The 26,072-nt window shown below is 55.8% G+C and carries 20 protein-coding genes; 11 read left to right on the forward strand and 9 right to left on the reverse strand.

The window, feature by feature from the left end; all coding sequences use genetic code 11:
- Nucleotides 1-21: 21 nt before the first annotated feature.
- Nucleotides 22-1,965: a bifunctional 2',3'-cyclic-nucleotide 2'-phosphodiesterase/3'-nucleotidase gene (locus AC007G_RS18330; protein ID WP_064384612.1), complete on the reverse strand. Its 1,944-nt coding sequence runs from the start codon at nt 1,963-1,965 to the stop codon at nt 22-24.
- A gap of 189 nt (nt 1,966-2,154) precedes the next feature.
- Between AC007G_RS18330 and cysQ the strand changes: the two genes are divergently transcribed.
- Entirely contained in the window at nt 2,155-2,898 is a 744-nt protein-coding gene (cysQ, locus tag AC007G_RS18335) for a 3'(2'),5'-bisphosphate nucleotidase CysQ (RefSeq protein WP_032689810.1), read from the forward strand.
- Here cysQ and AC007G_RS18340 read toward each other — a convergent pair.
- Nucleotides 2,888-3,445 (reverse strand): YtfJ family protein, encoded by a 558-nt coding sequence (locus AC007G_RS18340; protein ID WP_180888765.1) that lies wholly within the window; start codon nt 3,443-3,445, stop codon nt 2,888-2,890. The two genes, cysQ and AC007G_RS18340, sit on opposite strands and share 11 nt — an antisense overlap.
- Before the next feature lie 319 nt (nt 3,446-3,764).
- Here AC007G_RS18340 and AC007G_RS18345 point away from each other — a divergent pair, with 319 nt between their 5' ends.
- Nucleotides 3,765-3,971 carry a DUF1107 domain-containing protein gene (locus AC007G_RS18345; RefSeq protein ID WP_004857160.1) on the forward strand — a complete coding sequence of 69 codons (207 nt, stop codon included), beginning with the start codon at nt 3,765-3,767 and terminating at the stop codon, nt 3,969-3,971.
- Nucleotides 3,972-4,036: 65 nt separating this feature from the next.
- Here AC007G_RS18345 and araC read toward each other — a convergent pair whose 3' ends face one another.
- The 5 genes from araC to msrA form a co-directional block, all read right to left on the reverse strand.
- Nucleotides 4,037-4,909, reverse strand: a complete 873-nt coding sequence (gene araC / locus AC007G_RS18350) for an arabinose operon transcriptional regulator AraC (protein WP_032689808.1) — start codon at nt 4,907-4,909, stop codon at nt 4,037-4,039.
- 30 nt (nt 4,910-4,939) lie between these two features.
- Complete coding sequence (locus AC007G_RS18355; RefSeq protein WP_047663830.1) at nt 4,940-6,949, reverse strand: beta-galactosidase; 2,010 nt, start codon at nt 6,947-6,949, stop codon at nt 4,940-4,942.
- An 18-nt stretch (nt 6,950-6,967) separates the two neighbouring features.
- On the reverse strand, nt 6,968-8,200 hold the full coding sequence (locus AC007G_RS18360) for an oligosaccharide MFS transporter (RefSeq protein WP_032689806.1): 1,233 nt from the start codon (nt 8,198-8,200) through the stop codon (nt 6,968-6,970).
- A gap of 198 nt (nt 8,201-8,398) precedes the next feature.
- The gene (gene paeA / locus AC007G_RS18365; RefSeq protein ID WP_032689805.1) at nt 8,399-9,742 is read right to left on the reverse strand and encodes a polyamine export protein PaeA; all 1,344 of its coding nucleotides are present in this window, start codon (nt 9,740-9,742) and stop codon (nt 8,399-8,401) included.
- A gap of 172 nt (nt 9,743-9,914) precedes the next feature.
- Nucleotides 9,915-10,553: a peptide-methionine (S)-S-oxide reductase MsrA gene (gene msrA, locus AC007G_RS18370; RefSeq protein WP_032689804.1), complete on the reverse strand. Its 639-nt coding sequence runs from the start codon at nt 10,551-10,553 to the stop codon at nt 9,915-9,917.
- Nucleotides 10,554-10,762: 209 nt separating this feature from the next.
- On the opposite strand from msrA, the gene tamA reads away from it, so the two are divergent.
- From tamA to AC007G_RS18385, 3 genes are read left to right on the forward strand one after another with little or no spacing between them, the layout of a single operon-like run.
- A complete protein-coding gene (gene tamA / locus AC007G_RS18375) occupies nt 10,763-12,496 on the forward strand; it encodes an autotransporter assembly complex protein TamA (RefSeq protein ID WP_192480297.1) in 1,734 nt (577 codons plus the stop codon).
- Nucleotides 12,493-16,269, forward strand: coding sequence for an autotransporter assembly complex protein TamB (gene tamB, locus AC007G_RS18380; protein ID WP_128319691.1), 3,777 nt, complete (start codon nt 12,493-12,495; stop codon nt 16,267-16,269). Before tamA ends, tamB begins: the two co-directional genes overlap by 4 nt.
- Nucleotides 16,270-16,271: 2 nt before the next feature.
- On the forward strand, nt 16,272-16,616 hold the full coding sequence (locus AC007G_RS18385) for a gamma-glutamylcyclotransferase family protein (protein WP_004857174.1): 345 nt from the start codon (nt 16,272-16,274) through the stop codon (nt 16,614-16,616).
- 660 nt (nt 16,617-17,276) lie between these two features.
- Here AC007G_RS18385 and ppa read toward each other — a convergent pair.
- Nucleotides 17,277-17,804: an inorganic diphosphatase gene (ppa, locus tag AC007G_RS18390; RefSeq protein ID WP_004857176.1), complete on the reverse strand. Its 528-nt coding sequence runs from the start codon at nt 17,802-17,804 to the stop codon at nt 17,277-17,279.
- A gap of 403 nt (nt 17,805-18,207) precedes the next feature.
- Here ppa and ytfQ point away from each other — a divergent pair, with 403 nt between their 5' ends.
- From ytfQ to yjfF, 4 genes are all read left to right on the forward strand, one after another.
- Nucleotides 18,208-19,164, forward strand: a complete 957-nt coding sequence (gene ytfQ, locus AC007G_RS18395; protein WP_004857179.1) for a galactofuranose ABC transporter, galactofuranose-binding protein YtfQ — start codon at nt 18,208-18,210, stop codon at nt 19,162-19,164.
- A gap of 152 nt (nt 19,165-19,316) precedes the next feature.
- Complete coding sequence (ytfR, locus tag AC007G_RS18400) at nt 19,317-20,819, forward strand: galactofuranose ABC transporter, ATP-binding protein YtfR (RefSeq protein WP_479466638.1); 1,503 nt, start codon at nt 19,317-19,319, stop codon at nt 20,817-20,819.
- Between the two features lie 9 nt (nt 20,820-20,828).
- Nucleotides 20,829-21,854 carry a galactofuranose ABC transporter, ATP-binding protein YtfT gene (ytfT, locus tag AC007G_RS18405; RefSeq protein ID WP_004857188.1) on the forward strand — a complete coding sequence of 342 codons (1,026 nt, stop codon included), beginning with the start codon at nt 20,829-20,831 and terminating at the stop codon, nt 21,852-21,854.
- On the forward strand, nt 21,841-22,839 hold the full coding sequence (gene yjfF, locus AC007G_RS18410; protein WP_032689799.1) for a galactofuranose ABC transporter, permease protein YjfF: 999 nt from the start codon (nt 21,841-21,843) through the stop codon (nt 22,837-22,839). Before ytfT ends, yjfF begins: the two co-directional genes overlap by 14 nt.
- Before the next feature lie 39 nt (nt 22,840-22,878).
- On the opposite strand, the gene fbp is transcribed toward yjfF, so the two are convergent.
- Entirely contained in the window at nt 22,879-23,877 is a 999-nt protein-coding gene (gene fbp / locus AC007G_RS18415) for a class 1 fructose-bisphosphatase (protein WP_032689798.1), read from the reverse strand.
- 175 nt (nt 23,878-24,052) lie between these two features.
- Between fbp and mpl the strand changes: the two genes are divergently transcribed.
- Together mpl and AC007G_RS18425 are read left to right on the forward strand one after the other, a co-directional pair.
- Nucleotides 24,053-25,426, forward strand: coding sequence for a UDP-N-acetylmuramate:L-alanyl-gamma-D-glutamyl-meso-diaminopimelate ligase (mpl, locus tag AC007G_RS18420; protein ID WP_032689797.1), 1,374 nt, complete (start codon nt 24,053-24,055; stop codon nt 25,424-25,426).
- A gap of 67 nt (nt 25,427-25,493) precedes the next feature.
- Complete coding sequence (locus tag AC007G_RS18425) at nt 25,494-26,072, forward strand: GNAT family N-acetyltransferase (protein ID WP_050500288.1); 579 nt, start codon at nt 25,494-25,496, stop codon at nt 26,070-26,072.

Below are 26,072 nucleotides of genomic sequence, written 5' to 3' on the forward strand. Positions count from 1 at the left end.
GCGAGCGGGAAGTGCAATTCGTTATTGACTCAAATCCAGCTGGTAAATCGCAAAACCGATATCGTCGGTAGCGACCTGATGCATCGGGTACTGCGCTTTCTCTTTAATAAATGCCGCGGCTTTTGCACCCGGAGAGGTTTCAAAGCGGATATCCAGCGGCGCTGGGCTATGAATCGGGGCCAGCCGCCAGTTGTTGTCGGCGGCCGGGTGGATAGCGCCCGCTTTTTTCGACTCTGCGCCGATCCATGCCGCCAGTACCGAACGGTTCTCGTCCGGGGAGGCAAAAGCAATGTGGCTATCGCCGGTTCCGGCAAATTTACCGCCGTAGGCGCGGTAGTTATTGGTGGCGACGAGGAAGGTGGCTTTGGGGTCAACAGGTTTACCGTTAAAGGTCAGATCCTTAATTCGTTCTGCCTGCGGGTGAATCATCTGACACTCGCCGTCGTAGCGCGCCGGCTGGGTGATGTCAATCTGGTAGTTTACGCCGTCAATCACATCAAAGTTGTAGGTACGGAAACCGTCCCAGTTGATTAACGACTGCGGTTTGCTGCTGCTGGGGTCAATCTGATTAAACTGCCCGGCGGAGCACTCCAGCCACTCTTTCACCTCTTTACCGCTCACCTTCATCACCACCAGGGTATTGGGATAGAGATACAGGTCGGCGGCATTGCGGAAGGTGAGCTGGCCTTTTTCCACCTCAACGAAGCTGGCAGGGTCGTTTTTACGGCCGCCGACTTTAAACGGCGCGGCGGCGGAAAGCACCGGCAGCTTCGCCAGATCCGGGTCGCCCTGGATAAAGTGTTCAACATAGGCCTTCTGCGCCATGTTCACGACCTGCACGGTGGGGTCGTCCTGGACTAGCGCCAGGTAGCTGTACATGTTGTCTGAAGACTGGCCGATGGGCTGGCTGACGAACTCGCGGGTGGCGTCATGATCGGCCTTCAGTACCTGCACCATCCGCGTATCTTCCGCCGCCAGGGATTTTTTCGCCACGGCGTCATAGACAGGGCGCGCCTCGGCTTTGGCCTGAGCGACCCGCCATTGACCGGCATCGTTATTCAGCACCAGATCGACAACGCCAAGGTGGTCACCCCACATACCGGGCATCACGGCCGGGATGCCGTTCAGGGTGCCTTTGTCGATATCCGCACCCTGAATGCCGGCAAAATCTTTCCCCGGGAACACCGCATGGGCGTGGCCGAACATAATGGCATCCACGCCGGGTACCTGGCTGAGGTAGTACACCGAATTTTCCGCCATCGCGTGGTAAGGATCGGCAGATAGTCCCGAATGTGCGACCACCACCACCACATCTGCGCCTTTTTCACGCATTTCCGGCACATACTGACGCGCGGTTTCAGTGATATCGTTGACGGTCACTTTGCCGCTGAGATTGGCTTTATCCCAGGTCATGATTTGCGGCGGCACAAAACCGATATAGCCGATACGCAGCGTCTGCGTTTTGCCGTCGCGATCCTGCACCGTCGTCTCTTTAATCAGATACGGCGTAAACATCGGTTTACCGGTTTTGGTGTCGATAATATTGGCGTTTACGTAGGGAAATTTCGCCCCGGCGAGCGCCTTGTGCAGGAACTCAAGGCCGTAGTTGAACTCGTGATTGCCGAGGTTACCTACCGCGTAATCCAGCGTATTCATCGCCTTATACACCGGGTGGACATCACCGCTGTTGAGCCCTTTGGCAGCCATATAGTCACCCAGCGGACTTCCCTGAATGACATCGCCGTTATCGACCAGCACGCTGTTTTTGACTTCCTGGCGAGCTTTTTCAATCAGCGTAGCGGTGCGCACGAGGCCAAATTTTTCCGTTGCGGCGTCTTTGTAGTAGTCGAAATCCATCATATTGCTGTGCAAATCGGTGGTTTCCATAATTCGCAAATCGACCGTCGCGGCGTTCACGCTGGCGGCAATCAGCGTGGCCAGTAACGTTGCGCTAAACTTAATCATCAGAGGCGTCCTTTTTATGAGCAATGACACAGAAGAAAATGTATGTACATCCTGTTGCTTACAGAAATGTGAATCATGCCGAAAACTGGCTCATGAAACCGCCATCGTTATCACAGATAGCGGAACTCGCAGCGATGCGATATAACTAAAACAACGAGTTAACGCCACTGTAACCAGATGAGGTGGAGAATGTTAGAACAAGTATGTCAACTTGCACGGATTGCAGGTGATGCCATCATGGAAGTCTATGATGGAAAGCAGCCGATGGACGTTGCCAGCAAGAAGGATGATTCTCCGGTCACCGCGGCAGACCTCGCCGCGCACAAGGTGATTATGCACGGCCTGCTGGCGCTGACGCCCGATATCCCGGTGCTCTCTGAAGAAGATCCCCCCGGATGGGAGGTGCGGCAGCACTGGCAACGCTACTGGCTGGTGGATCCGCTGGACGGCACCAAAGAATTTATTAAACGTAACGGTGAATTTACCGTCAATATTGCCTTGATTGAAAAAGGAAAACCGGTCCTTGGCGTGGTTTACGCGCCGGTCTTAAAGGTGCTGTATAGCGCAGAAGGCGGAAAGGCGTGGAAAGAGGAATGCGGCATGCGCAAGCAGATTCAGGTGCGGGATGCCCGACCGCCGCTGGTGGTTATCAGTCGCTCCCACGGCAACGATCCGGAACTGCAGGAGTACCTGGAACATATTGGCGAGCATCAGACCACCTCGATCGGTTCGTCGCTGAAATTCTGCCTGGTGGCGGAAGGTCAGGCCCAGCTTTATCCGCGCTTTGGGCCGACCAGCACCTGGGATACCGCCGCTGGCCATGCCGTTGCGGTAGCTGCCGGGGCGCACGTTCACGACTGGCAGGGGCGTACTCTGGACTATACCCCGCGTGAATCTTTCCTGAACCCCGGCTTCCGGGTCTCTATTTACTAAGCAGTTTGTGCAGCAGGGCGACCACCTGCTGCACTTCATCCTGCGTGAGCGCGCCATCTTTGGCCCACTGAACGCGACCGTCTTTATCCAGCACCACAATCGCTGAACTCTCCTCCTGCAGCTGCCAGGCTTTACGGGCCAGGCCGTTGCTGTCGACAATAAACTGCGACCAGGGGTAGAGCTGTTTGTTGCTCTCAATGCTGCTACGTACGAACATGCCGGAACCCGGAATGGCGTCATCGGTATTCACGATGGTGGTGGTCTGGTAACGGTCGTGCGGGAATTTAGCGGCCTTAATTGCCTCTATCAGAGTGGCATTTTTCTCTTTTGCCGACGTGCGTCCGGCGATGTGCTGCACCACGCGAACTTTTCCTGCCAGCTGCGAGCTATTCCAGTTTTTATAGCTAAACTTATCATTATCCAGAATTAATTCTCCCCGGTCGGCAATGCCAACCGGCGCGACGCGCTGGCCATCGACAAAATTATGCGCTGAGGCCATCAGCGGGAACAGGAGGCAGGAAACCGCCAGTAGCTTACTTAGGGTCATGATGAGTCCTTATTTTTATGCAGGTGATCCGACCACTTGGTCTCGTTTAAGCATAAGTGCGATTCCCCGGCATTACACGCAATCAGGGTGCCAGTTTGCGTGTTAACGCACATATTCGAAGGAAATCGGCGACTTATACTAACTTCTACGTATGTTTGAAAAGAAAGTTCTTAATTATTGTCATCAAAAGGTAAATAAACTTATGCATGCTGGGTATTACAGAAGTTCTGGACTATAGTTTCAGGGCATTAAAATTTGCGCTCCCGAATCGTGGGCCAAGTGTGGCACCACAAGAGCGTAACCCTGGCAGGAGACAACAATGAAAATTTTCCAACGCTACAATCCGCTACAAGTGGCGAAGTACGTGAAGATCCTGTTCCGTGGACGGTTATACATCAAGGATGTTGGCGCTTTTGAGTTTGATAAGGGCAAAATCCTTATCCCGAAGGTTAAAGACAAGCAGCATTTGTCTGTGATGTCTGAAGTCAATCGTCAGGTTCTGCGTCTGCAAACAGAGATGGCTTAACCTGAATAACGATATAGCTATGCGGTAAAAAAACGGCTCCTGATGGAGCCGTTGATGTTTCTGGCCTATCCCTTCATTTCCGCATAGCGTTTACGGTACTCGCCCGGCGGAATGCCGTTGTGTTTGCGGAAAATACGCGTGAAATAGACCGGGTCTGCGTAACCGACCGACAGGGCGATTTTGTTAAGCGGCAGGGAAGTACTCTGGATCAGCCATCGCGCGCGGTTAATGCGTTGCGCCTCGCGCCAGGCGTATACCGTTTGCCCCAGCTCATTTTTGAACAGATGCGCCAGCCGTGAAGGCGAGATAAAAACCATCGCTGCCAGGTTTTCAATTTTAATCTCCTGAGCAATATGCTCGTTAAGATAGTCACATATGGCGTTAATCCGCGGATCGTGAGCGTGGCGATTGCTGATCGGCTGTCGCTGAAAGCAGCTCAGGATCAGGCGCTCCAGCGCATTCATCGCCAGCGCTTCAGAAAGCGGGGCGGAAGCGGAATGATGGCGGATGACTTCATAGAAAAGATCGCGCAGATTTTGCAACTGTTCAGGATCGTTGACCGTTGTTTTGCCAATGCCGTGGCTCGTTTGATCCCATTTCAGCCAGTCTATCCAGTAGGGGCGGGGGATAAAGTAGATCCATAAATGATCCCAGTGCTCGCTGTGTTCATCCCGCCCGTAATGATGGGGAACGCCGGGCGGGAAGAGCAGCAGATCGTTTGCACGAAACAGAAGGGAGCCATCGCCCGCTTTCGCGCGCGCCTGGCCGCGCAGAGTCAGATTGATGATGTAACCTTTCATCCCCTGCGGGCGGTTAATGTAGTAGTCCAGCTTTGACCCGCGGGTGATGGGGGTAAAGCCGGCGACGACCCAGGCGTTGAAGGTAAAGGTCTTCATCAATGGCGAGAAGTTCAGTAGCTCATTGATATCCAGTTCCATCGTTTCTCCCGCCTGAACGCCGCTGTCCGGTTAACTTTCGATGATACTAAATTCCCATGCCTTGAGACGCAACGGCTGGCCGCAGCTTACCTTATCCCCGCTCAACAGCGCGTTGCCTGATGTCTCGCTGATGAACTCCAGCGGTTCGCCGGAGTAGTTGAACAGGAAGTGGATGCGGTTGCCGTCACGGTTGCGCATCTGTTTAACCACCAGCGGATAGCGGTACGCCGACGTGCGCGAGCGCAGATCCAGGCCAGAGGTGAGGACGTCAAATAGCTGACTAACCAGCGTTTTCTGCGGCAGGAAGCCTACGTAAATCGCCCGCCCCTGGCCGTAATCTGCGTCGGTAGCGGCGGCATATTCGCTCCATGCCGGATGCTGATAGCGCAGCAGCGTGCGGGTAGTGGAGTCCGGCGTCAGCAGCTCCATCCACAGTTCGGCCTGATTGTCTTTACTGCAATCAATGTCTGCGCGGCATGAACTTACCGTGGTCTCCTCCGGCAGGGTGAACTGGCTGTAGCTCACGCCGCAGCTCTCGCGCAAAATCCCCGGCTGGGCGCCGGTTCGCACCTTGACGTTTTCATCGCTAAAGCCCGATTTAAAGCCGATCAGCGCTCTGCCGCCTTGTTCAATATAGCGATTGATGCGCGTAAGCAGGCCATCATCAGCGGCGTAAAGTCCGGGCACGATCAGCGCGCGGTAGCGCGAGGTTTCCTCATTAACATCATGGATAATATCGACACTGATATTGTGGTCGTACAGCGCATCGTGGAAGCGGCGAAAAATATCGTTATAAATATTGCCCTGCGTATCGCCGGGGCGGAACTGATTGAGGGCGTCCATTGCTTCATTGCTCACCAGCAGCGCGACGTCGTTTTCTGCTTTCAGCTCCGCCAGCTGCGGCGACAGGCGGGCGAAGTCAGCCCCGATAGTGGTCGCCTCCTGCCAGGTCGCATTGCGCGAGAAGTCGTGGCTTAACAGCCCCTTCCAGTAGGTCTCGAACGAGTTATGAATCGAATGCCAGTGCCAGTAGGAGACCATCGCCGCACCTGAGGCCACGTGGCTAAAGGCCTGCAGACGCAGCTGTCCCGGGAAAGGCGTCCACTGGGCGAAGCCCTGCGCCTGGGTTTCCAGTACGAAGTAGTTCTTACCCTGCCTGAGCGAACGGGTAATGGCGCCGCCAAAGGCGATTTCCCGCCCGGTCAGGTGCTTCTGACTCGGGTGATAGATATCGACACCGGCAATATCCAGCGCCTGCGCCGCCGCAAAATGGTCGACTCGCGGCTGCACGCCATAGGAGTAGCCGCGCCATTCAAAATCGAAGTTGTGGGTGACGAACTGATGCGGCTGGGCATATTCACGCACGATGTCCGCCTGCCAGGCGAGGTACTCGGTCACCTGCTGGCGCTGGTAGCGGGAGAACGCGCAGGCGAGGCTGGCGTTAATGGTATTTTCGACCGGCGGAAAATCCTGCCAGCTATCGATGCGGTTGCTCCAGTAGTCCAGACCAAAATCTTTATTCAACCGGGCGAGATCGGGATATTGTTCCCGCAGGCTGCGCACAAAACCTTCCTGCATATAGCGGCCGATATTATCGTAATGCTTGGTTTCGTTATCCAGCTGCCAGCCAATAATCGCCGGATGGTGCTGCACGTGCGCCATCAGAGTGCGGATAATCTTTTCGGCGTAGCGGCGAAAGGTCGGGTTGACGATATCCATGATTTGCCGCGGACCATATTTTTGCTGTCCGTCGACGGTGGTGACCAGAATGTCCGGATGTTTAGCCGCCAGCCAGGCCGGGACGGCGTAAGTCGGCGTGCCGATAATCACCGCGATCCCCGCTTCATGCATAGCGTCCAGCACCCGGTCGATATGGTAGAAGTTATACTCGCCTTCCTGAGGCTCCAGCGTACTCCAGGTCGATTCGGCAATCCGCACCACGTTAATGCCCGTTTCGCGCATTAAGGCGATATCTTTCGCTAACCGGTCTTCCGGCATATATTCATCGTAATACGCCACGCCATAAAATAAATCAGACATACAGGTTACCTCCTTGAATTAATGCACGGGTGCCGGCTGCGGGGAAAAAGTGCGCGCTTTGTCCAGCGTAATAAATGAAATCAGCGTAAAGCACAGGGCGATACTGCCGAGAACGATATAGCTGCTGGTAAAGCCCATGCTCTGGTACATATGGCCGATGCCGGTAGAAAGAAAAATAGAGCTAAAGCTTTTAGAGAACTGGAAGCCAATTAAGTAAACGGTGGCGGAAAGCATCGGGTTGAAATTGGCGAAGATATATTTTAATGCTGCAACCAGCAGCACCGAGCTTTCAAAACCGTGCAGTAGTTTAATCAGGCTAATGGATACCGGCCCCACTGCCCAGGCAGAACCGATAATGCGCAGGCTCATAATCATCCCGCAGTACAGCAGAGCATTTTTCGGGCCGATTTTATTCACGAACCATGGGGCAAAAAACATCACGACCGCATCAAGGAAAATCTGACCAGTGGTTAAATAGCCGAAGACCTCCGCGCCGCGCGCTTTGCTCTCAAAGAAGTGGCTGTAATAGATAGCGAACTGCTGGTCGTAGGTTTCATATACCGCGCCGACGCCAATCATATAGATGGCGAAGAACCAGAATTTCTTCATTTTCAGCAGCGATGTGGCGTCGCTTAAGGTGACCGGCGAAGCTTTCCCGCCCGGCATCGCGCCCTGTTTATCCGCGCTAATCTGCATTTTCCAGACAATCACCAGCAGGCAAGCTCCCGCGCAGCTGGCCAACCAGAAAATCATATTCTGATCGATCCCGTAGAGCTTACCTGCCGCAAAGGTACCGATAGCCGCGCCAATACCGCCAAACATTCTGGCGCGACCAAACTCAAACCCGGAAGCGCGGCTGACTTTATCAATATAGGCTTCGCAAATACCGCAACCAGCGCCATAGGCCATACCAATATAGATGCCGCCGGCCAGCGCCCCGAGAAAAACGTTAATTTTTAATAATGGCGCAAAGACGTAAATCCAGTAGGGGGCAAATAAAGTGATAATAATTGCCAGCAGCCACATGAGGTTTTTACGATAGACCAGTTTGTCGGAGATGAAACCGAATAATGGCTGAACGCAAACGGCAATAATCGCAGTAAAGGAATAAACCAGGCCGACATCAGTGTAATTAATGCCGATGGTTTCCGTTAACCACAGTGATAAATAAGGATAGCAGCATCCCCAGCCAATAAAGAAGAACAGGAAGAACAGACAGCTTATATAGTAATTCTTATTTGATTCAATCATGGTAATCCTCGCTCCCGTTGAACAGGAATATGATCGTGTAGACGCGAGCAAAGTTACCTTTTTGCGCGGAGGGGAGTCATGAAAGTTTCGCTATGGAACAGTAAAAATCTGCTATCGCCTGAGGGGCGTGAGCCGCCTCACATTCGGACAATAAAAAAGGCGGAGTTTTCATCCGCCTTTTATGTTCAACCCAATACTTTACGCCGGCTCTTTATCGCTATTCACGGCGTCCGGCTGTTTCGGTACCAGCACGGTCGGTTTGTTGTCGATGCGGGTTACCAGCAGCTGGTCAATCCGGTAGTTGTCGATATCCACCACCTCGAATTTATAGCCGGAGAATTTCACCGCATCGGTGCGTTTCGGGATCTTACGCAGCATAAACATCATAAAGCCGCCGATGGTCTCGTAGTTGCCGGACTGCGGGAATTCGTCGATATCCAGCACGCGCATGACGTCGTCAATCGGCGTACCGCCATCAATCAGCCATGAGTTCTCATCGCGAGCGACAATTTGCTCCTCCAGTCCCTGACCGACCAGATCGCCCATCAGAGTAGTCATGACGTCGTTGAGGGTGATAATCCCCACCACCAGCGCATATTCGTTCATGATCACCGCGAAGTCTTCCCCGGCGGTTTTAAAGCTTTCCAGCGCTTCAGAGAGCGTCAGCGTATCCGGAACAATCAACGTATTGCGAATCTGTACGCCGCCGGTCAGCACCAGGCTTTGGTTCGCCAGCACGCGATTAAGCAGATCTTTAGAGTCCACGTAGCCGATGATGTGGTCGATATCTTCGTTACAGACCAGGAATTTGGAGTGCGGGTGTTCCGCCACCTTGTTCTTCAGGCTCTGCTCGTCTTCGTGCAGATCGAACCAGATGATATTTTCACGCGAGGTCATAGACGACGGAACGGTACGCGACTCCAGCTCGAAAACGTTCTCAATCAGCTCATGTTCCTGCTTACGCAGCACCCCGGCCAGCGCGCCGGCTTCTACCACGGCGTAAATGTCGTCGGAAGTAATGTCGTCTTTACGCACCATCGGTATTTTGAACAGGCGGAAGATGTTGTTAGCCATGCCGTTGAACAGCCACACCAGCGGGCGGAAGACCAGCAGGCAGAAGCGCATCGGGTTGATGATACGCAAAGCAACGGCTTCTGGCGCAATCATACCGATGCGTTTCGGGGTCAGGTCAGCGAACAGAATGAACAGGCTGGTGACCAGGGTAAAGGAGATGATAAAGCTCAATTGCTCTGAAAGCTCAGCTGACATGTACTGGCTCAGCAGGCTGTGAAACGCCGGCGAGAATGCCGCATCACCGACGATACCACCAAGAATGGCGACGGCGTTGAGGCCGATCTGTACGACGGTAAAGAATGTGCCCGGGTTTTCCTGCATTTTGAGAACGCGTTGAGCGTTCACGTTGCCGTCATCGGCCAGCAGTTTGAGTTTGATCTTACGTGAAGCTGCCAGCGAGATCTCCGATATCGAAAAAAACGCACTGACAGCGATCAGACAAAGAATAACTAAAATACTATTTAACATAGTTTATCCAGCCGTTGAGGCCAGATCCTCGGAAGGGAAGTTGATAACTCTATAGTGGAATACATAAAAAACCGGTCCGAAGGCTCTGGACCGGCTATAACACAGGGTAGTATAGCGTAAGCGACTGTAAAGCCGCCAGAGCGTTAATTATTCACCTCAGTGATAAACGCTATTATGCCTGTGGGGGCAGACAGACGCCAATGCCTCCGATACCGCAGTAGCCGTACGGATTTTTGTGCAGGTACTGCTGATGATCGTCCTCGGCGTAGTAAAACGGCTTCGCCGGAGCAATTTCCGTGGTAATTGCGCGGGTGTCGTTGGCGTCGCGCATTGCGGCCTGGAAACGTGCCAGACTGGCCTTCGCCGCCTCATCCTGCTCTGGAGTCAGCGGATAGATGGCGGAGCGATACTGGGTGCCATGGTCATTGCCCTGCTGCATACCCTGGGCCGGATCGTGGTTCTCCCAGAAAACCTGCAGCAGCTGCGCGTAGCTGATGACCTGCGGATCGTACACAATGCGTACGGCTTCGGCATGGCCGGTGTCACCGGTACAGACTTCACGGTAGGTCGGGTTCGGCGTATAGCCGCCGGTATAGCCCGCCGCGGTGCTGTAGACGCCAGGCAACTGCCAGAACAGACGCTCAACGCCCCAGAAACAGCCCATCGCGAACAGGGCAACTTCCATCCCGTCCGGGACATTGGTCATGGAGTGGCCATTGACAGCGTGGAGTGTTGCCACTGGCATAGGGGTGTTGCGTCCTGGCAGCGCATCCGCCTGGGCGACAAGATGCGTTTTATCAAATAGACTCACGGTTGGCCTCTCAAAACATAAGTCGTGGTTAAGGTTGTAACGAAGCGTGTCTTTTTACACAATAAACATGCCCGATACGTCTAGATTTAAACATAAGAATTATTTGGTTTAGCGTTTCTTTTTCAACCCTAAGTTGTTGGGGTTTTATTAAGCCGTGGAACGGCGCTTTCGTTTCCTTCGGGGGGAAACAAGGATATTCAGGAGAAAACGTGCTACAAATCCGCCAGTTATGTATCACCAGCCTTTTGCTGGTCAGCGGGGTCGCTAGCGCCGCGAGCGTGCGTTTGCAGGTTGAGGGGTTATCCGGAGAGCTGGAAAAAAACGTCCGAGCTCAACTTTCTACGATCCAGAGCGACGAAGTGACGCCGGATCGCCGCTTTCGTGCGCGCGTCGATGATGCGATTCGCGAAGGGTTGAAGGCCCTGGGATACTACGAACCGACAATCGTTTTCGACCTCCGTCCGCCGCCGAAAAAAGGCCGGCAGGTGCTGATTGCCAAAGTCACGCCAGGTGAACCGGTACGTATTGGCGGCACGGAAGTCATCCTGCGAGGCGGTGCGCGCACCGACCGTGACTATCTGGATTTGTTAAAAAAGCGCCCGGCTATCGGCACCGTCCTGGATCATGGCGATTATGACAGCTTCAAGAGCTCGCTCACCCACGTTGCGCTGCGTAAGGGCTACTTTGACAGCGAATTCATCAAAAGCCAACTTGGGGTTTCTCTCGAGCGTCATCAGGCCTTCTGGGATATCGACTACAACAGCGGCGAGCGCTACCGCTTTGGTCCGGTCACTTTTGAAGGCTCGCAAATTCGCGATGAATATCTGCAAAACCTGGTACCGTTCAAGCAGGGCGACTACTACACCTCGCAGGATCTCGCCGAACTTAACCGCCGCCTGGCGGCAACCGGCTGGTTCAGCTCCGTCGTAGTGGCGCCGCAGTTTGAAAAGTCCCGCCAGACCAAAGTTCTGCCTTTGCAGGGCGTGGTCTCCCCGCGTAAAGAGAATACCGTGGAAACCGGGGTCGGCTACTCAACCGATGTCGGGCCGCGCGTCAAAGGGACGTGGAAAAAGCCGTGGATGAACTCCTACGGGCATAGCCTGACTTCCAGCCTCAGCCTCTCCGCCCCTGAACAGCAGCTTGATTTCAGCTATAAGGTGCCGCTGTTAAAAAGCCCGCTGGAGCAATACTACCTGATGCAGGGCGGTTTTAAGCGTACGGACCTCAATGATACGAAAGCCGACTCAACGACCCTTGCGGTATCACGTTTTTGGGAAATGTCGAGCGGCTGGCAGCGCGCGCTGAATCTGCGCTGGAGCCTTGACCACTTTACCCAGGCCAACGTCACTAACACCACGATGCTTATCTATCCCGGGGTGTCGGTAAACCGTACCCGCTCCCGGGGGGGGCTGATGCCGACCTGGGGCGACTCCCAGCGCTATTCGCTGGACTACTCCAACACCATGTGGGGCTCGGATATTAACTTCATCGTCGCCCAGGCGCAGGATGTATGGATCCGCACGCTCTACGACCGCCATCGCTTTGTGGTGCGCGGCAACCTCGGCTGGATTGAAGCCGATGACTTCAACAAAGTCCCGCCGGATCTGCGTTTCTTCGCCGGTGGCGACCGCAGTATTCGCGGCTATAAATACAAATCGATCTCACCGAAGGATGACGATGGCAAACTGATAGGGGCCTCGAAGCTGGCGACAGGTTCGCTGGAGTATCAGTACAACGTCAGCGGAAAATGGTGGGGCGCAGTCTTCGTCGACAGCGGCGAAGCGGTGAGCGACATCCGCAAAAGCGATTTTAAAACCGGCGCCGGCGTCGGCGTGCGCTGGCAGTCGCCGGTTGGCCCGATCAAGCTGGATATTGCCGCGCCGGTCGGCGATAAAGACGAACACGGTTTACAGTTTTACATCGGTCTGGGGCCTGAATTATGAGTTTATGGAAGAAGATAAGCCTCGGGGTACTGATCTTTTTGGCTCTGCTACTGGGGACGGTCGCGTTCCTGGTCGGCACGACCAGCGGCCTGCATCTGGTACTGAAGGCGGCGGACCGCTGGGTCCCGGGTCTGGAAATCGGCAAGGTGACCGGCGGCTGGCGTGACCTGACGCTGCAAAACGTGCGCTTTGCCCAGCCGGGCGTCGCGGTTACGGCCGGTCAGTTCCATCTGGCGGTCAAGCTACAGTGCCTGTGGGATAGCAGCCTGTGCGTGAACGATATTTCGCTGCGCGATATCTACGTGGCGATCGACACCAGTAAGATGCCGCCTTCTGCGCCGGTAGAAGAAGAGGACACGGGGCCGCTGAATCTTTCGACGCCGTACCCTGTTACGCTGAGCCGCATCGCGCTGCAAAACGTGAATGTCAAAATTGATAATACCGCCGTTTCGGTGCGGGACTTCTCCACCGGCCTGAACTGGCAGGAGAAGAATCTGACCCTGACGCCAACCTCGCTGCAGGGGCTGCTTATCGCGTTGCCGAAAGTGGCGAAAGTGGCGCAGGAGCAGGTGGTTGAACCGAAGATAGACCATCCGAAGCCGGAAGAAAAACCGCTCGGCGAGACGATGAAAGCGTTGTTCTCCCAGCCGGTGCTGCCGGAGATGACCGACGTTCATCTGCCGTTAAACCTGAATATCCAGTCGTTCCGCGGCGAGCAGCTGCGCGTCACTGGCGATACCGACATGACCGTCTACAGCATGCTGCTGAAAGTCAGCAGCATCGACGGGCACATGAAGCTGGATACGCTGGATATCGATTCCGATCAGGGCAAGATCAATGCCGCAGGCACCGCGCAACTGCAGGATAACTGGCCGGTAGACATCACCCTCAACAGTACGCTGAACATCGATCCGCTGAAAGGCGAAAAGGTGAAGCTGACCGTCGGCGGCGAAATGCGTAAAAAGCTGCAGATCGGCGTGGATTTAGCCGGTTCCGTGGCGATGACGCTGCGTGCCGATGCCCAGTTGGCGGAAGCCGGACTGCCGCTGAATATGGAACTGAAGAGTAAACAGCTGTACTGGCCGTTCAGCGGCGAAAAACAGTTCCAGGCCGACGATGTACTGCTGAAATTTAATGGCAAGATGACCGACTACACCATGGCGTTCAGTACCGCGGTGAAGGGGCAATCGCTGCCGCCGGCGAAAATCACCCTCAATGCTAAAGGGAACGAACGGCAGGTGAACCTCGATAAGCTGACCGTTGCGGCGCTGGAGGGGAAAACCGAACTGAAAGCGCTGCTGGACTGGCAGCAGGCTATCAGCTGGCGCGGCGAGCTAACGCTCGACGGCATCAACACCGCCAAAGAGGTACCGGACTGGCCGTCGAAGCTAAACGGGATGATTAAAACTCAGGGTAGCCTGTACGGCGGGAGCTGGCAGATGTCGGTACCGGAGCTGAAAATCACCGGTAACGTTAAGCAGAACAAGGTTGATGTCAGCGGCTCACTGCAGGGTAACAGCTACATGCAGTGGAAAATCCCCGGTCTGCACCTGGCGTTGGGTAAGAACAGCGCCGAGGTGAAGGGAGAACTGGGGGTTAAAGACCTGAACCTGGACGCCACCATCGATGCCCCCAATCTGGACAATGCGTTGCCGGGGCTGGGCGGCACGGCGAAAGGGCTGTTGAAGGTGCGTGGCACCGTTGATGCGCCGCAGCTGCTGGCGGATATCACCGCGCGTGCGCTGCGCTGGCAGGAGTTGACCGTCGCTCAGGTCAACGTCAAGGGTGACGTGAAGTCCAGCGACCAGATCGGCGGCAATCTTGATGTGCGCGTCGACCGAATCAGCCAGCCGGGCGTCAATATCAGCCTGGTGCAGCTGAATGCCAAAGGGAACGAGAAGCAACACGACCTGCAGCTGAAAGTGCAGGGCGATCCGGTTTCCGGACAGCTGTCGCTGGCGGGGAGCTTCGATCGTAAAGAGGAACGCTGGAAAGGGACGCTGAGCAATACCCGCTTCCAGACGCCGGTAGGGCCGGTTTCCCTGACGCGTAACATTGCGCTGGATTACCGTAATCGCGAACAAAAAATCAGTATCGGGCCACACTGCTGGACTAACCCGAACGCCGAGCTGTGCGTGCCGCAGACCATCGATGCCGGCGCCAGCGGACGGGCAGTGGTGAATCTGAACCGCTTTGATCTGGCGATGCTGAAGCCGTTTATGCCGGAGGCGACCCAGGCCAGCGGCGTATTCAGCGGCAATGCGGATGTCAGCTGGGACACCACCAAAGAGGGGCTGCCGCAGGGTAAAGTGACGCTGAACGGTCGCAATGTCAAAGTCACCCAGATGGTCAACGATGCGCCGCTGCCGGTGGCCTTCGATACGTTGAACCTGACGGCGGAGCTGCATAACAACCGTGCGCAGCTCGGTTGGCTGATTCGCCTGACCAACAACGGTCAGCTGGACGGGCAGGTGCAGATTACCGACCCGCAGGGGCGCCGCAACCTCGGCGGTAATGTGAATATCAACAACTTCTCGCTGGCGATGATTAACCCGATCTTCGCCCGCGGCGAGAAGGCGGAAGGGAAGCTCAATGCGAACCTGCGCCTCGGCGGCGATCTGCAAAGCCCGCAGCTGTTTGGCCAGATGCAGTTGGGCGGTATCGATATTGACGGTAACTTTATGCCGTTTGATATGCAGCCGAGCCAGCTGGTGATGAACTTCAACGGCACCCGCTCAACGCTGCAGGGCACCGTGAATACCAAACAGGGCCAAATCAGTCTGAGCGGTAACGCCGACTGGACCCAGATTGACAACTGGCGCGCGCAGGTGGCGGCCAAAGGCAGCCGGGTTCGTATTACCGTGCCGCCGATGGTAAGGCTGGATGTTTCGCCGGATGTGGTCTTTACCGCTACCCCGAGCTTGTTTAGCCTTGATGGCAGCGTTGACGTTCCGTGGGCGCGTATCGTCGTCAACGATGTGCCGGAAAGTGCCGTTGGGGTCTCGTCTGACGAAGTGATGCTGGATAAAAATCTGCAGCCGATTAAGCAGCAGAGCGCCGGTATTCCCATCAACAGCAACCTGACGATTCACGTTGGTAACAACGTTCGTCTGAGCGCCTTCGGCCTGAAAGCGCGTCTGACCGGCGATTTGAAAGTGGCTCAGGATAAACAGGGGCTGGGACTGAACGGGCAGATTAATATCCCGGAAGGTCGCTTCCATGCCTACGGTCAGGACCTGATCGTACGTAAAGGCGAGCTGCTGTTCTCCGGTCCGCCGGATCAGCCGTTGTTGAATATCGAAGCAATTCGCAACCCGGATGCGACAGAAGACGACGTGATCGCTGGCGTTCGCGTCACCGGCTCGGCCGATCAGCCGAAAGCGGAGATTTTCTCTGACCCGGTCATGTCGCAGCAAGAAGCGCTTTCTTACCTGCTGCGAGGGCAGGGTTTAAGCAGCGGACAGAGCGATAGTGCCGCAATGACGTCAATGCTTATTGGTATGGGGGTTGCACAAAGTGGTCAGGTTGTGGGTAAAATCGGCGAGACGTTTGGCGTAAGCAATCTGGCGCTGGATACCGAGGGAGTGGGCGACTCCTCCCAGGTGGTGGTCAGCGGCTATGTACTGCCAGGTCTGCAGGTAAAATATGGGGTAGGGATCTTTGATTCCCTGGCGACGTTGACGTTACGCTATCGCCTGATGCCTAAGCTATATATGGAAGCGGTGTCTGGCGTAGACCAGGCTCTCGATTTGCTCTATCAGTTTGAGTTTTAGCAATGCGAATATTTGTTTACGGCAGTTTACGACGCAAACAAGGCAACAGCCACTGGATGACCAACGCTCAGTGGCTGGGCGATCATAGTGTCAACGATTATCAGCTGTACAGCCTGGGCCACTATCCAGGCGCGGTGCCTGGCGAAGGCACAGTACATGGTGAAGTGTATCGTATTGACGCATCAACGCTGGCCGAACTGGACGCGCTGCGCACCAAGGGCGGTGAGTACGCACGTCACCTGATCCAGACGCCTTATGGCAGCGCATGGATGTATGTCTATCAGCGCCCCGTAGAGGGCTTTACGCTGATAGAGAACGGCAACTGGTTAGACAGAGACCAGTATTAACCACGGCAACGCCACCTTCGGGTGGCGTTGTTTTTTTATGTCTGCCATTCACCCGGCACAGGTCAATGGCAGACATAAAAAACCTTTGATCGGACGACCGGCGGTCAGGTCTGCGGCACTGGCAGCGTTTGTCCCCCGGTGGCGCGTCGCTGACCGGGGCTACGGGCAAGTGCGGTATTTGGTTTTGCCGCCCGGAGCGATGCCTTGGAAGGCTGATGGCCGGTCTGCGGCACTGGCACCGTTTGTCCCCCGGTGGCGCGTCGCTGACCGGGGCTACGGCGGGTGCGGTGTTTGGGTTCTGCCGCCCGGAGCGATGCCTTGGGGGGCTGATGGCCGGTCTGCGGCACTGGCAGCGTTTGTCCCCCGGTGGCGCGTTGCTGACCGGGGCTACGGCGGGTGCGGTGTTTGGGTTCTGCCGCCCGGAGCGATGCCTTGGGAGGCTGATGGCCGGTCTGCGGCACTGGCAGCGCTTGTCCCCCGGTGGCGCGTTGCTGACCGGGGCTACGGGCAAGTGCGGTATTTGGTTTTGCCGCCCGGAGCGATGCCTTTGAGCATTTGTAGCCCGGGTAAGGCGTGAGCCGCCACCCGGGAAATAGCTCTGCGCCAGAAACAAAAACACCGCCCTGAGGCGGTGTTTTCGACAATCTGAGTGCGGCGGAATTACTTCTTAGCGCGCTCGAAGGAAGCAATGATTTCAGCTTTAGCCGCTTCAGCATTGTCCCAACCGTCAACTTTCACCCATTTGCCTTTTTCCAGGTCTTTGTAGTGCTCGAAGAAGTGGGTGATCTGTGCTTTCAGCAGTTCCGGCAGGTCGTTCACATCTTTGATGTGATCGTACTCTTTGCTCAGCTTGGTGTGCGGTACGGCAACCAGTTTCGCATCTTCACCGGATTCGTCGGTCATCTTCAGTACGCCAACCGGACGGCAGCGGATCACAGAGCCTGGCTCCAGCGGGTACGGCGTCGGGACCAGTACGTCAACCGGGTCGCCGTCCAGAGACAGGGTATGGTTGATATAGCCGTAGTTGCACGGATAGAACATCGCAGTGGACATGAAGCGATCAACGAACAGCGCGCCGCTCTCTTTGTCGACTTCGTATTTGATTGGGTCTGCGTTAGCCGGGATCTCGATCACGACGTAGATGTCTTCCGGCAGATCTTTACCCGCAGGTACGTTGAGTAAGCTCATGTCTGTTTCCTTTAAAATGTATGGCAAACAAGTGCCTGGTATTATAGCCAACTCACATCGAATGTCTTGGCTTCTTTTTATTTTGCCCACCGGTAATCAGTCTGAATTTCCCCCTGAAAAACAACCTGAAAATCCATAAACATAGCCGCATCCTGAATAAAACAATGTAACCGTTTACATTGCATCTGTTTGATTTCTCAACGTGCGTAAAATATCACCTTATACGTCGGCAGATGCGAGCTGCGGGAAGCCTTATCCGCTCTCAGCTGGATTAAATCACGGTAATTAACATTTAATTTACTTTTTCGAAGTGTGATGTAACGCATTCAGTTACATCACGAGTTGTCTATAGTTTGTCCGCAGATGACGATTTAACCCAAAGTAACCCGATGAGGACCGTTTTATGTGGAAGCGCTTACTTCTTGTCACAGCAGTTTCCGCAGCTATGTCGTCTATGGCAATGGCTGCCCCTCTGACCGTAGGATTTTCGCAGGTCGGATCTGAATCCGGCTGGCGTGCGGCCGAAACCAACGTTGCGAAGGAGGAGGCCGCCAAACGCGGAATCACTCTGAAGATTGCCGACGGCCAGCAAAAACAGGAAAACCAGATTAAAGCCGTCCGCTCCTTTATCGCCCAGGGCGTCGACGCCATCTTTATCGCGCCGGTGGTGGCGACCGGCTGGGAACCGGTGTTGAAAGAGGCCAAAGAGGCCAAAATTCCGGTATTCCTGCTCGACCGCTCGATTGATGTCAAAGATAAAGATCTCTACATGACTACCGTTACCGCCAATAACGTTCTTGAAGGTCAGCTGATTGGTGACTGGCTGGTGAAAACGGTCGACGGCAAGCCGTGTAACGTGGTTGAGCTGCAGGGCACCGTTGGCGCCAGCGTGGCTATCGATCGTAAGAAAGGGTTTGCTGACGTTATCGCGAAAACGCCAAACATCAAAATTATCCGCTCTCAGTCCGGCGACTTTACCCGCAGCAAAGGCAAAGAGGTGATGGAGAGCTTTATTAAAGCGGAAAATAACGGCAAGAACATCTGCATGGTTTTTGCCCATAACGATGACATGGTTATTGGTGCTATCCAGGCCATTAAAGAAGCCGGGCTGAAACCGGGTAAAGATATCCTCACCGGCTCAATTGACGGCGTGCCGGATATTTATAAAGCGATGATGGCAGGGGAAGCGAACGCCAGCGTCGAGCTGACGCCGAATATGGCCGGCCCCGCATTTGATGCGCTGGAGAAATATAAAAAGGACGGCACGCTGCCAGAGAAGTTGACCATCACCAAATCGACGCTTTACCTCCCGGATACGGCGAAAGAAGAGCTCGAGAAGAAGAAAAACATGGGCTACTGAGGACGTCGGGAGAAGCAATAACCAGGCGATGTGGCGCATCGCCTGAATGGCTCCCCGGCCAGTACTGGCGGTCCATCGATCCACTCCTGTCGGTCGCCCGGTTAGCGTTGTGATCGGGAACCGTCTTTCATCCCCTGAAGGTGAGACTGAATATGAACGCCGAGGTAAGCCAGGAAATCCTTCGCACGGAAGGGCTTAGCAAGTTTTTCCCCGGCGTCAAAGCGCTGGATAACGTCAATTTTAGTCTGCGGCGCGGTGAAATCATGGCGCTGCTGGGCGAAAACGGGGCGGGTAAATCCACATTGATTAAAGCCCTCACCGGCGTGTACCACGCCGATCGCGGGGCGATCTGGCTGGAGGGGCAGGAAATATCGCCGAAGAATACCGCTCATGCCCAGCAACTGGGTATCGGCACGGTTTACCAGGAGGTTAACCTGCTGCCGAACATGTCGGTGGCGGACAATCTGTTTCTCGGGCGTGAACCCCGTCGTTTTGGCCTGCTGCGGCGCAAAGAGATGGAACAGCGCGCCACCGCGCTGATGGCCTCCTACGGTTTTTCCCTCGACGTCCGCGAACCGCTGAACCGCTTTTCGGTGGCGATGCAGCAGATCGTCGCGATTTGTCGGGCCATTGACCTGTCGGCCAGAGTGCTGATCCTCGATGAACCGACTGCCAGTCTGGACACTCAGGAAGTGGAGATGCTCTTCACTCTGATGCGCCAGCTGCGCGATGATGGCGTCAGCCTGATTTTTGTCACCCACTTCCTCGATCAGGTGTATGCCGTCAGCGACCGGATTACCGTTCTGCGCAACGGCGGTTTTGTTGGCTGCCGGGAAACCCGCGAATTGCCGCAGATCGAGCTGGTGAAGATGATGCTTGGCCGTGAGCTTGAGCACGATGCTCTGCATCGCGCGGGTCGTACTTTACTGAGCGACAAACCGGTCGCCGCCTTTGAGGGCTTTGGCAAGAAAGGCGTTATTGCGCCGTTTGACCTCCAGGTTCGTCCCGGCGAGATCGTCGGCCTGGCGGGGCTGCTCGGCTCGGGGCGCACGGAAACCGCCGAGGTCATTTTCGGCATCAAACCGACAGACAGCGGCACCGCGTGGATCAAAGGTAAAGCGCAGGGGCTGCGTTCGCCGCACCAGGCGTCAAGCCTGGGCATCGGCTTCTGTCCTGAGGATCGTAAAACCGACGGGATTATCGCCGCGGCATCGGTGCGGGAAAATATCGTCCTGGCACTGCAGGCCCAGCGTGGCTGGCTGCGGCCGATTCCGCGACGCGAGCAAAATGACATTGCCGATCGCTTTATCCGCCAGCTCGGTATTCGCACCCCCAGCGCCGAACAGCCGATCGAATTTCTCTCCGGCGGCAATCAGCAGAAGGTGCTGCTTTCTCGTTGGCTGCTGACCAAACCGCAGTTCCTGATCCTCGATGAACCGACGCGCGGGATCGATGTTGGCGCCCATGCGGAGATCATCCGTCTGATTGAAACTCTGTGCGCCGATGGTCTGGCGCTGCTGGTGATCTCCTCGGAGCTGGAAGAGCTGGTGGGCTATGCCGATCGGGTGATTATCATGCGCGATCGTAAGCAGGTCGCGGAGATCCCGCTAGCCGAGCTTTCTGTCCCGGCGATCATGAACGCTATTGCGGCATAAGGAGTAACCATGATGCCTCGATCAGTTCCCCAAACCGGCCAGCCAAAGCGGCGCTTCAGTTGGCCAAAAGGTATGCCGCAAATTATCGCCCTGATCCTCGTGCTGGTGGTGGATAGCTTCGTGGCGCCGCACTTCTTTCAGATTGTGTTACAGGACGGGCGTCTGTTCGGCAGTCCGATTGATATTCTCAACCGCGCGGCGCCGGTGGCGCTGCTGGCGATAGGCATGACGCTGGTGATTGCCACCGGCGGAATCGATCTGTCGGTTGGCGCGGTGATGGCGATTGCCGGCGCGACAGCGGCCTCGATGACCGTTGCCGGACACAGTCTGCCGGTGGTGCTGTTGGCCTCCCTGGCGGCGGGGGCGCTGGCGGGATTATGGAACGGTATTCTGGTCGCGATCCTGAAGATCCAGCCTTTTGTGGCCACGCTGATTCTGATGGTAGCCGGACGCGGCGTCGCGCAGCTGATTACCTCCGGACAGATCGTGACCTTCGATTCACCGCACCTGGCCTGGCTCGGGAGCGGTTCGCTGTTGCTGCTGCCGACGCCGGTGCTGATCGCGGCCGCGACGTTGCTGCTGTTTTGGCTGTTCACCCGTAAAACGGCGCTGGGGATGTTTATCGAAGCGGTGGGGATCAACATTCGGGCGGCGAAAAACGCCGGAGTGAATACCCGGATTGTGGTGATGCTGGCCTACGTGCTGAGCGGTATCTGTGCGGCGATTGCCGGGATCATCGTGGCGGCAGACATTCGCGGTGCCGATGCCAATAACGCCGGGCTGTGGCTGGAGCTGGATGCCATCCTGGCGGTGGTGATCGGCGGTGGATCGCTGATGGGCGGGCGCTTTAACCTGCTACTGTCGGTGGTCGGGGCCCTGATTATCCAGGGAATGAATACCGGGATCCTGCTGTCGGGCTTCCCGCCGGAGATGAATCAGGTGGTGAAGGCGGTGGTGGTTCTGTGCGTATTGATCGTCCAGTCGCCGCGCTTTATTGGCTTACTGAAAGGGGTTCGCGGCCATGATAAAACGTAATTTACCGTTGATGATCACCCTGGCCGTCTTTGTGCTGGGCTATCTGTACTGCCTGACCCAGTTTCCCGGCTTTGCTTCGACGCGGGTTATCTGCAACATTCTGACTGACAACGCCTTTCTTGGCATCATTGCCGTCGGGATGACCTTCGTGATCCTCTCCGGCGGGATCGATCTTTCGGTCGGGTCGGTTATCGCCTTCACCGGCGTGTTTCTGGCGAAGGCGATAGGGGCCTGGGGCATTGAGCCGCTGCTGGCGTTCCCGCTGGTGCTGGCGATGGGCTGCGCGTTTGGCGCGCTGATGGGCTGGCTAATTGATGCGCTAAAAATCCCGGCGTTTATTATTACCCTCGCCGGGATGTTTTTTCTGCGTGGCGTCAGCTATCTGGTGTCCGAAGAGTCGATTCCTATCGATCATCCGCTGTATGACACCCTCTCCGGGCTGGCGTGGACGATTCCCGGCGGCGGGCGTCTGAGCGCAATGGGGCTGCTGATGCTGCTGGTGGTGGTGGCGGGTATCTTGATGGCCCATCGCACCCGCTTTGGCAACCAGGTGTACGCCATCGGCGGCAGCGCGGTTTCGGCGAACCTGATGGGCATTTCGACCCGCAGTACGACCATTCGAATTTATATGCTCTCCACCGGGCTGGCGACGCTGGCGGGGATCGTGTTTTCTGTCTATACCCAGGCCGGGTATGCCCTCGCCGGCGTTGGCGTTGAGCTGGATGCGATTGCATCGGTGGTGATTGGCGGCACGCTGTTGAGCGGCGGCGTCGGGACGGTGCTGGGAACGCTGTTCGGGGTGGCGATTCAGGGGCTGATTCAGACCTACATTAACTTCGACGGCACCCTGAGCTCATGGTGGACAAAAATTGCCATCGGGATTTTGCTGTTTGTTTTTATCGCATTGCAGCGAGGTCTGACGGTGTTGTGGGAAAACCGGCAGAACTCCCCGGTTACCCGGGTGAGCGGAACGGCGCATCGTTAGCGGAAAATTCCCCTCCCGGGCGGGAGGGGAAGGGAAGCGTTACGCGTCCGGGAACTCTTTAATGAAGTTCTCGACGTCTTCAACCATATGGTTGTTGCCGACGAAGAAAGAACGACGCTGGTGCAGGCTGGTTGGAATGATATCGAGAATACGCTCTTTACCATCGCTGGCTTTACCGCCCGCCTGTTCCGCGAGGAACGCCATCGGGTTGCATTCGTACAGCAGGCGCAGCTTACCGTCCGGGTGGCTGGCGGTGCTCGGATACAGATAGATGCCGCCTTTCAGCAGGTTGCGGTGAAAATCCGCCACCAGCGAGCCGATATAGCGCGAGGTGTATGGGCGCTGGGTTGCGGTATCTTCTTCCTGGCAGAACTTGATGTACTTCTTCACCCCCATCGGGAACTTGATGTAGTTACCTTCGTTAATGGAGTAGGTGTTGCCTTTCTCCGGGAAGCGCATGCGCTCCTGAGAGAGGCAGAAAACGCCAAGAGAAGGATCGTAGGTGAAGGCATGTACGCCGCAGCCGGTTGTATAGACCAGCATGGTGGAAGAGCCGTAAACCACATAGCCTGCCGCGACTTGCTTGCTGCCCGGCTGCAGGAAATCTTCAACGGTGACCGGTGTTCCAACCGGAGTTATGCGACGGTAGATGGAGAAGATAGTCCCGACGGAGACGTTAACGTCGATGTTAGAGGAGCCATCCAGAGGGTCCATGAGGACCACGTACTTCGCGTGTTCACAGCCTTCAAAGACGACGATCTCATCTTCTTCTTCGGAGGCAATCCCTGCCACGATATCGCGCGCTCGCAGTGCAGCTTTCAATTTTTCATTGGCGAACAGGTCGAGTTTTTGCTGTACCTCACCCTGGACGTTTTCAGCACCGCTGGCACCCAGGATATCGACCAGACCGGCCTTGTTGATATCGCGGTGGATGATCTTGGCGCCTAACTTTATCGCCGACAACAAAGCAGTAAGCTCGCCGGTTGCGTGGGAGAACTCGTGTTGCTTTTCGACAATAAATTCACCTAACGTTTTCATAACCCGTTCCCTGCATGTTTATGTGAAGTAAAACGAACGCAACAATCTTAACAAAGAATAAAAAAAATACGCACAGGTGAATCGCGCCAGCAAAAAACGGATTCGCCTGAAATGCATTTCTCTGATGCCGTACATATGGGTAAAATGTGCCCCAGATTAAAAAGGGAAACGACGAATGCGCATTCATATTTTAGGTATCTGTGGCACGTTTATGGGAGGACTGGCGATGCTGGCTCGTTCTCTCGGTCATGAGGTAACGGGGTCGGATGCTAACGTCTATCCGCCAATGAGTACCCTGCTGGAAAACCAGGGCATCGATTTAATTCAAGGCTATGATGCCAGCCAGCTGGAACCCCGGCCGGACCTGGTTATCATCGGTAATGCGATGACTCGCGGCAATCCGTGCGTCGAAGCGGTACTGGAAAATAACATTCCGTATATGTCCGGCCCGCAGTGGCTGCATGATTTCGTCCTGCGCGATCGCTGGGTTCTGGCGGTTGCCGGCACCCACGGGAAAACCACCACCGCGGGAATGGCGACATGGATCCTTGAAGCCTGCGGCTATAAGCCAGGCTTCGTGATCGGCGGCGTACCGGGTAACTTCGAGGTTTCCGCTCGCCTGGGCGACAGCCCGTTCTTCGTTATCGAAGCCGACGAGTACGACTGTGCCTTCTTCGATAAACGTTCCAAATTTGTCCACTACTGCCCGCGTACGCTGATCCTCAATAACCTTGAGTTCGATCATGCGGATATCTTTGACGACCTGAAAGCGATTCAGAAACAGTTCCATCATTTGGTACGTATTGTGCCGGGCAAAGGCAAAATTATCCTGCCGGAAAACGACATCAATCTGAAACAGACGATGGCGATGGGCTGCTGGAGCGAGCAGGAGCTGGTGGGTGAGCAGGGCCACTGGCAGGCGAAGAAGCTGAACGCCGATGCCTCGCAGTGGGAAGTCTGGCTGGACGGCGAGAAAGCCGGGGAAGTGAAGTGGGATCTGGTCGGCGAACACAACATGCATAACGGCCTGATGGCGATTGCCGCGGCGCGTCATGTTGGCGTGCTGCCAGCCGATGCCGCCAACGCGCTGGGTGGTTTTATCAACGCCCGCCGCCGCCTTGAGCTGCGCGGCGAAGCCAACGGCGTGACCGTGTATGACGATTTCGCCCATCATCCGACGGCGATCCTGGCGACGCTGCAGGCGCTGCGCGGGAAAGTCGGCGGAACCGCGCGGATCCTCGCGGTACTGGAACCGCGCTCCAACACCATGAAAATGGGGGTGTGCAAAGACGATCTGGCGCCGTCCCTGGGCCGTGCCGACGAAGTGTTCCTGCTGCAGCCGCAGCACATTCCGTGGCAGGTTGCTGAAGTGGCGGACGCCTGCGTGCAGCCTGCGCACTGGAGCGCCGATGTCGATGTCCTGGCCGATATGGTGGTCAAAACCGCACACCCGGGCGATCATATCCTGGTGATGAGCAACGGCGGCTTTGGCGGTATTCACCAGAAGCTGCTCGATAAGTTGGCCAGCAAAGCCGCCGCAGCGGAATAACTGCGCGGCCTGTTCCGTTCTGCCCTCCGCACGAGGGCAGATCTCCTTTTGTGACTCTGGATTTGTCATGCTCACAGCGAAAAAAATCACCGCTATCGACTCGGTTTATTTTTCTGCCGTGGATGCGCTCTACGTCAAAGCGTTTCCGTGGCATGAACAGCGAGAACTGGCGGCAAAGCAGCAGGCGCTGCGCGATCCGCACTATGCGCTGGAAGCGTGGTTTGACGGGGACCTCTTTATTGGCCTGAGCGGTTGCTGGCAGTTTACCGGCTACAGCTATATTGAACATCTGGCGATTGACGATACGCTGCGCTCTCGCGGCTATGGTAAACGCCTGCTGGCCGGGATCCTTGAACGCGCGCCGTTGACCATTCTGGAAATCGATCCGTTAACCAGCGACATTGCCCATAAGCGGCTGCGTTTTTATGAAACGATGGGCTTTCACGCCAGTTCATGGCCGCATACTCATCCTACCTATCATGCCGGCATCGCCGATCATGAATTGCTGGTGCTGGGCTACCCCCAGGCGGTTGATGAAGCGCAGTATCGGCGCTTTGCTGAGGATTTACGTCAGGTGGTGATGGCACAGGCAGGTTGCCCGGGTCCGACGCGTTGGCCGCAACCCGGGGCAGGCTTAAGACGCTAA

The sequence above is a fragment of the Klebsiella sp. CSG-1 genome, from assembly GCF_056521145.1.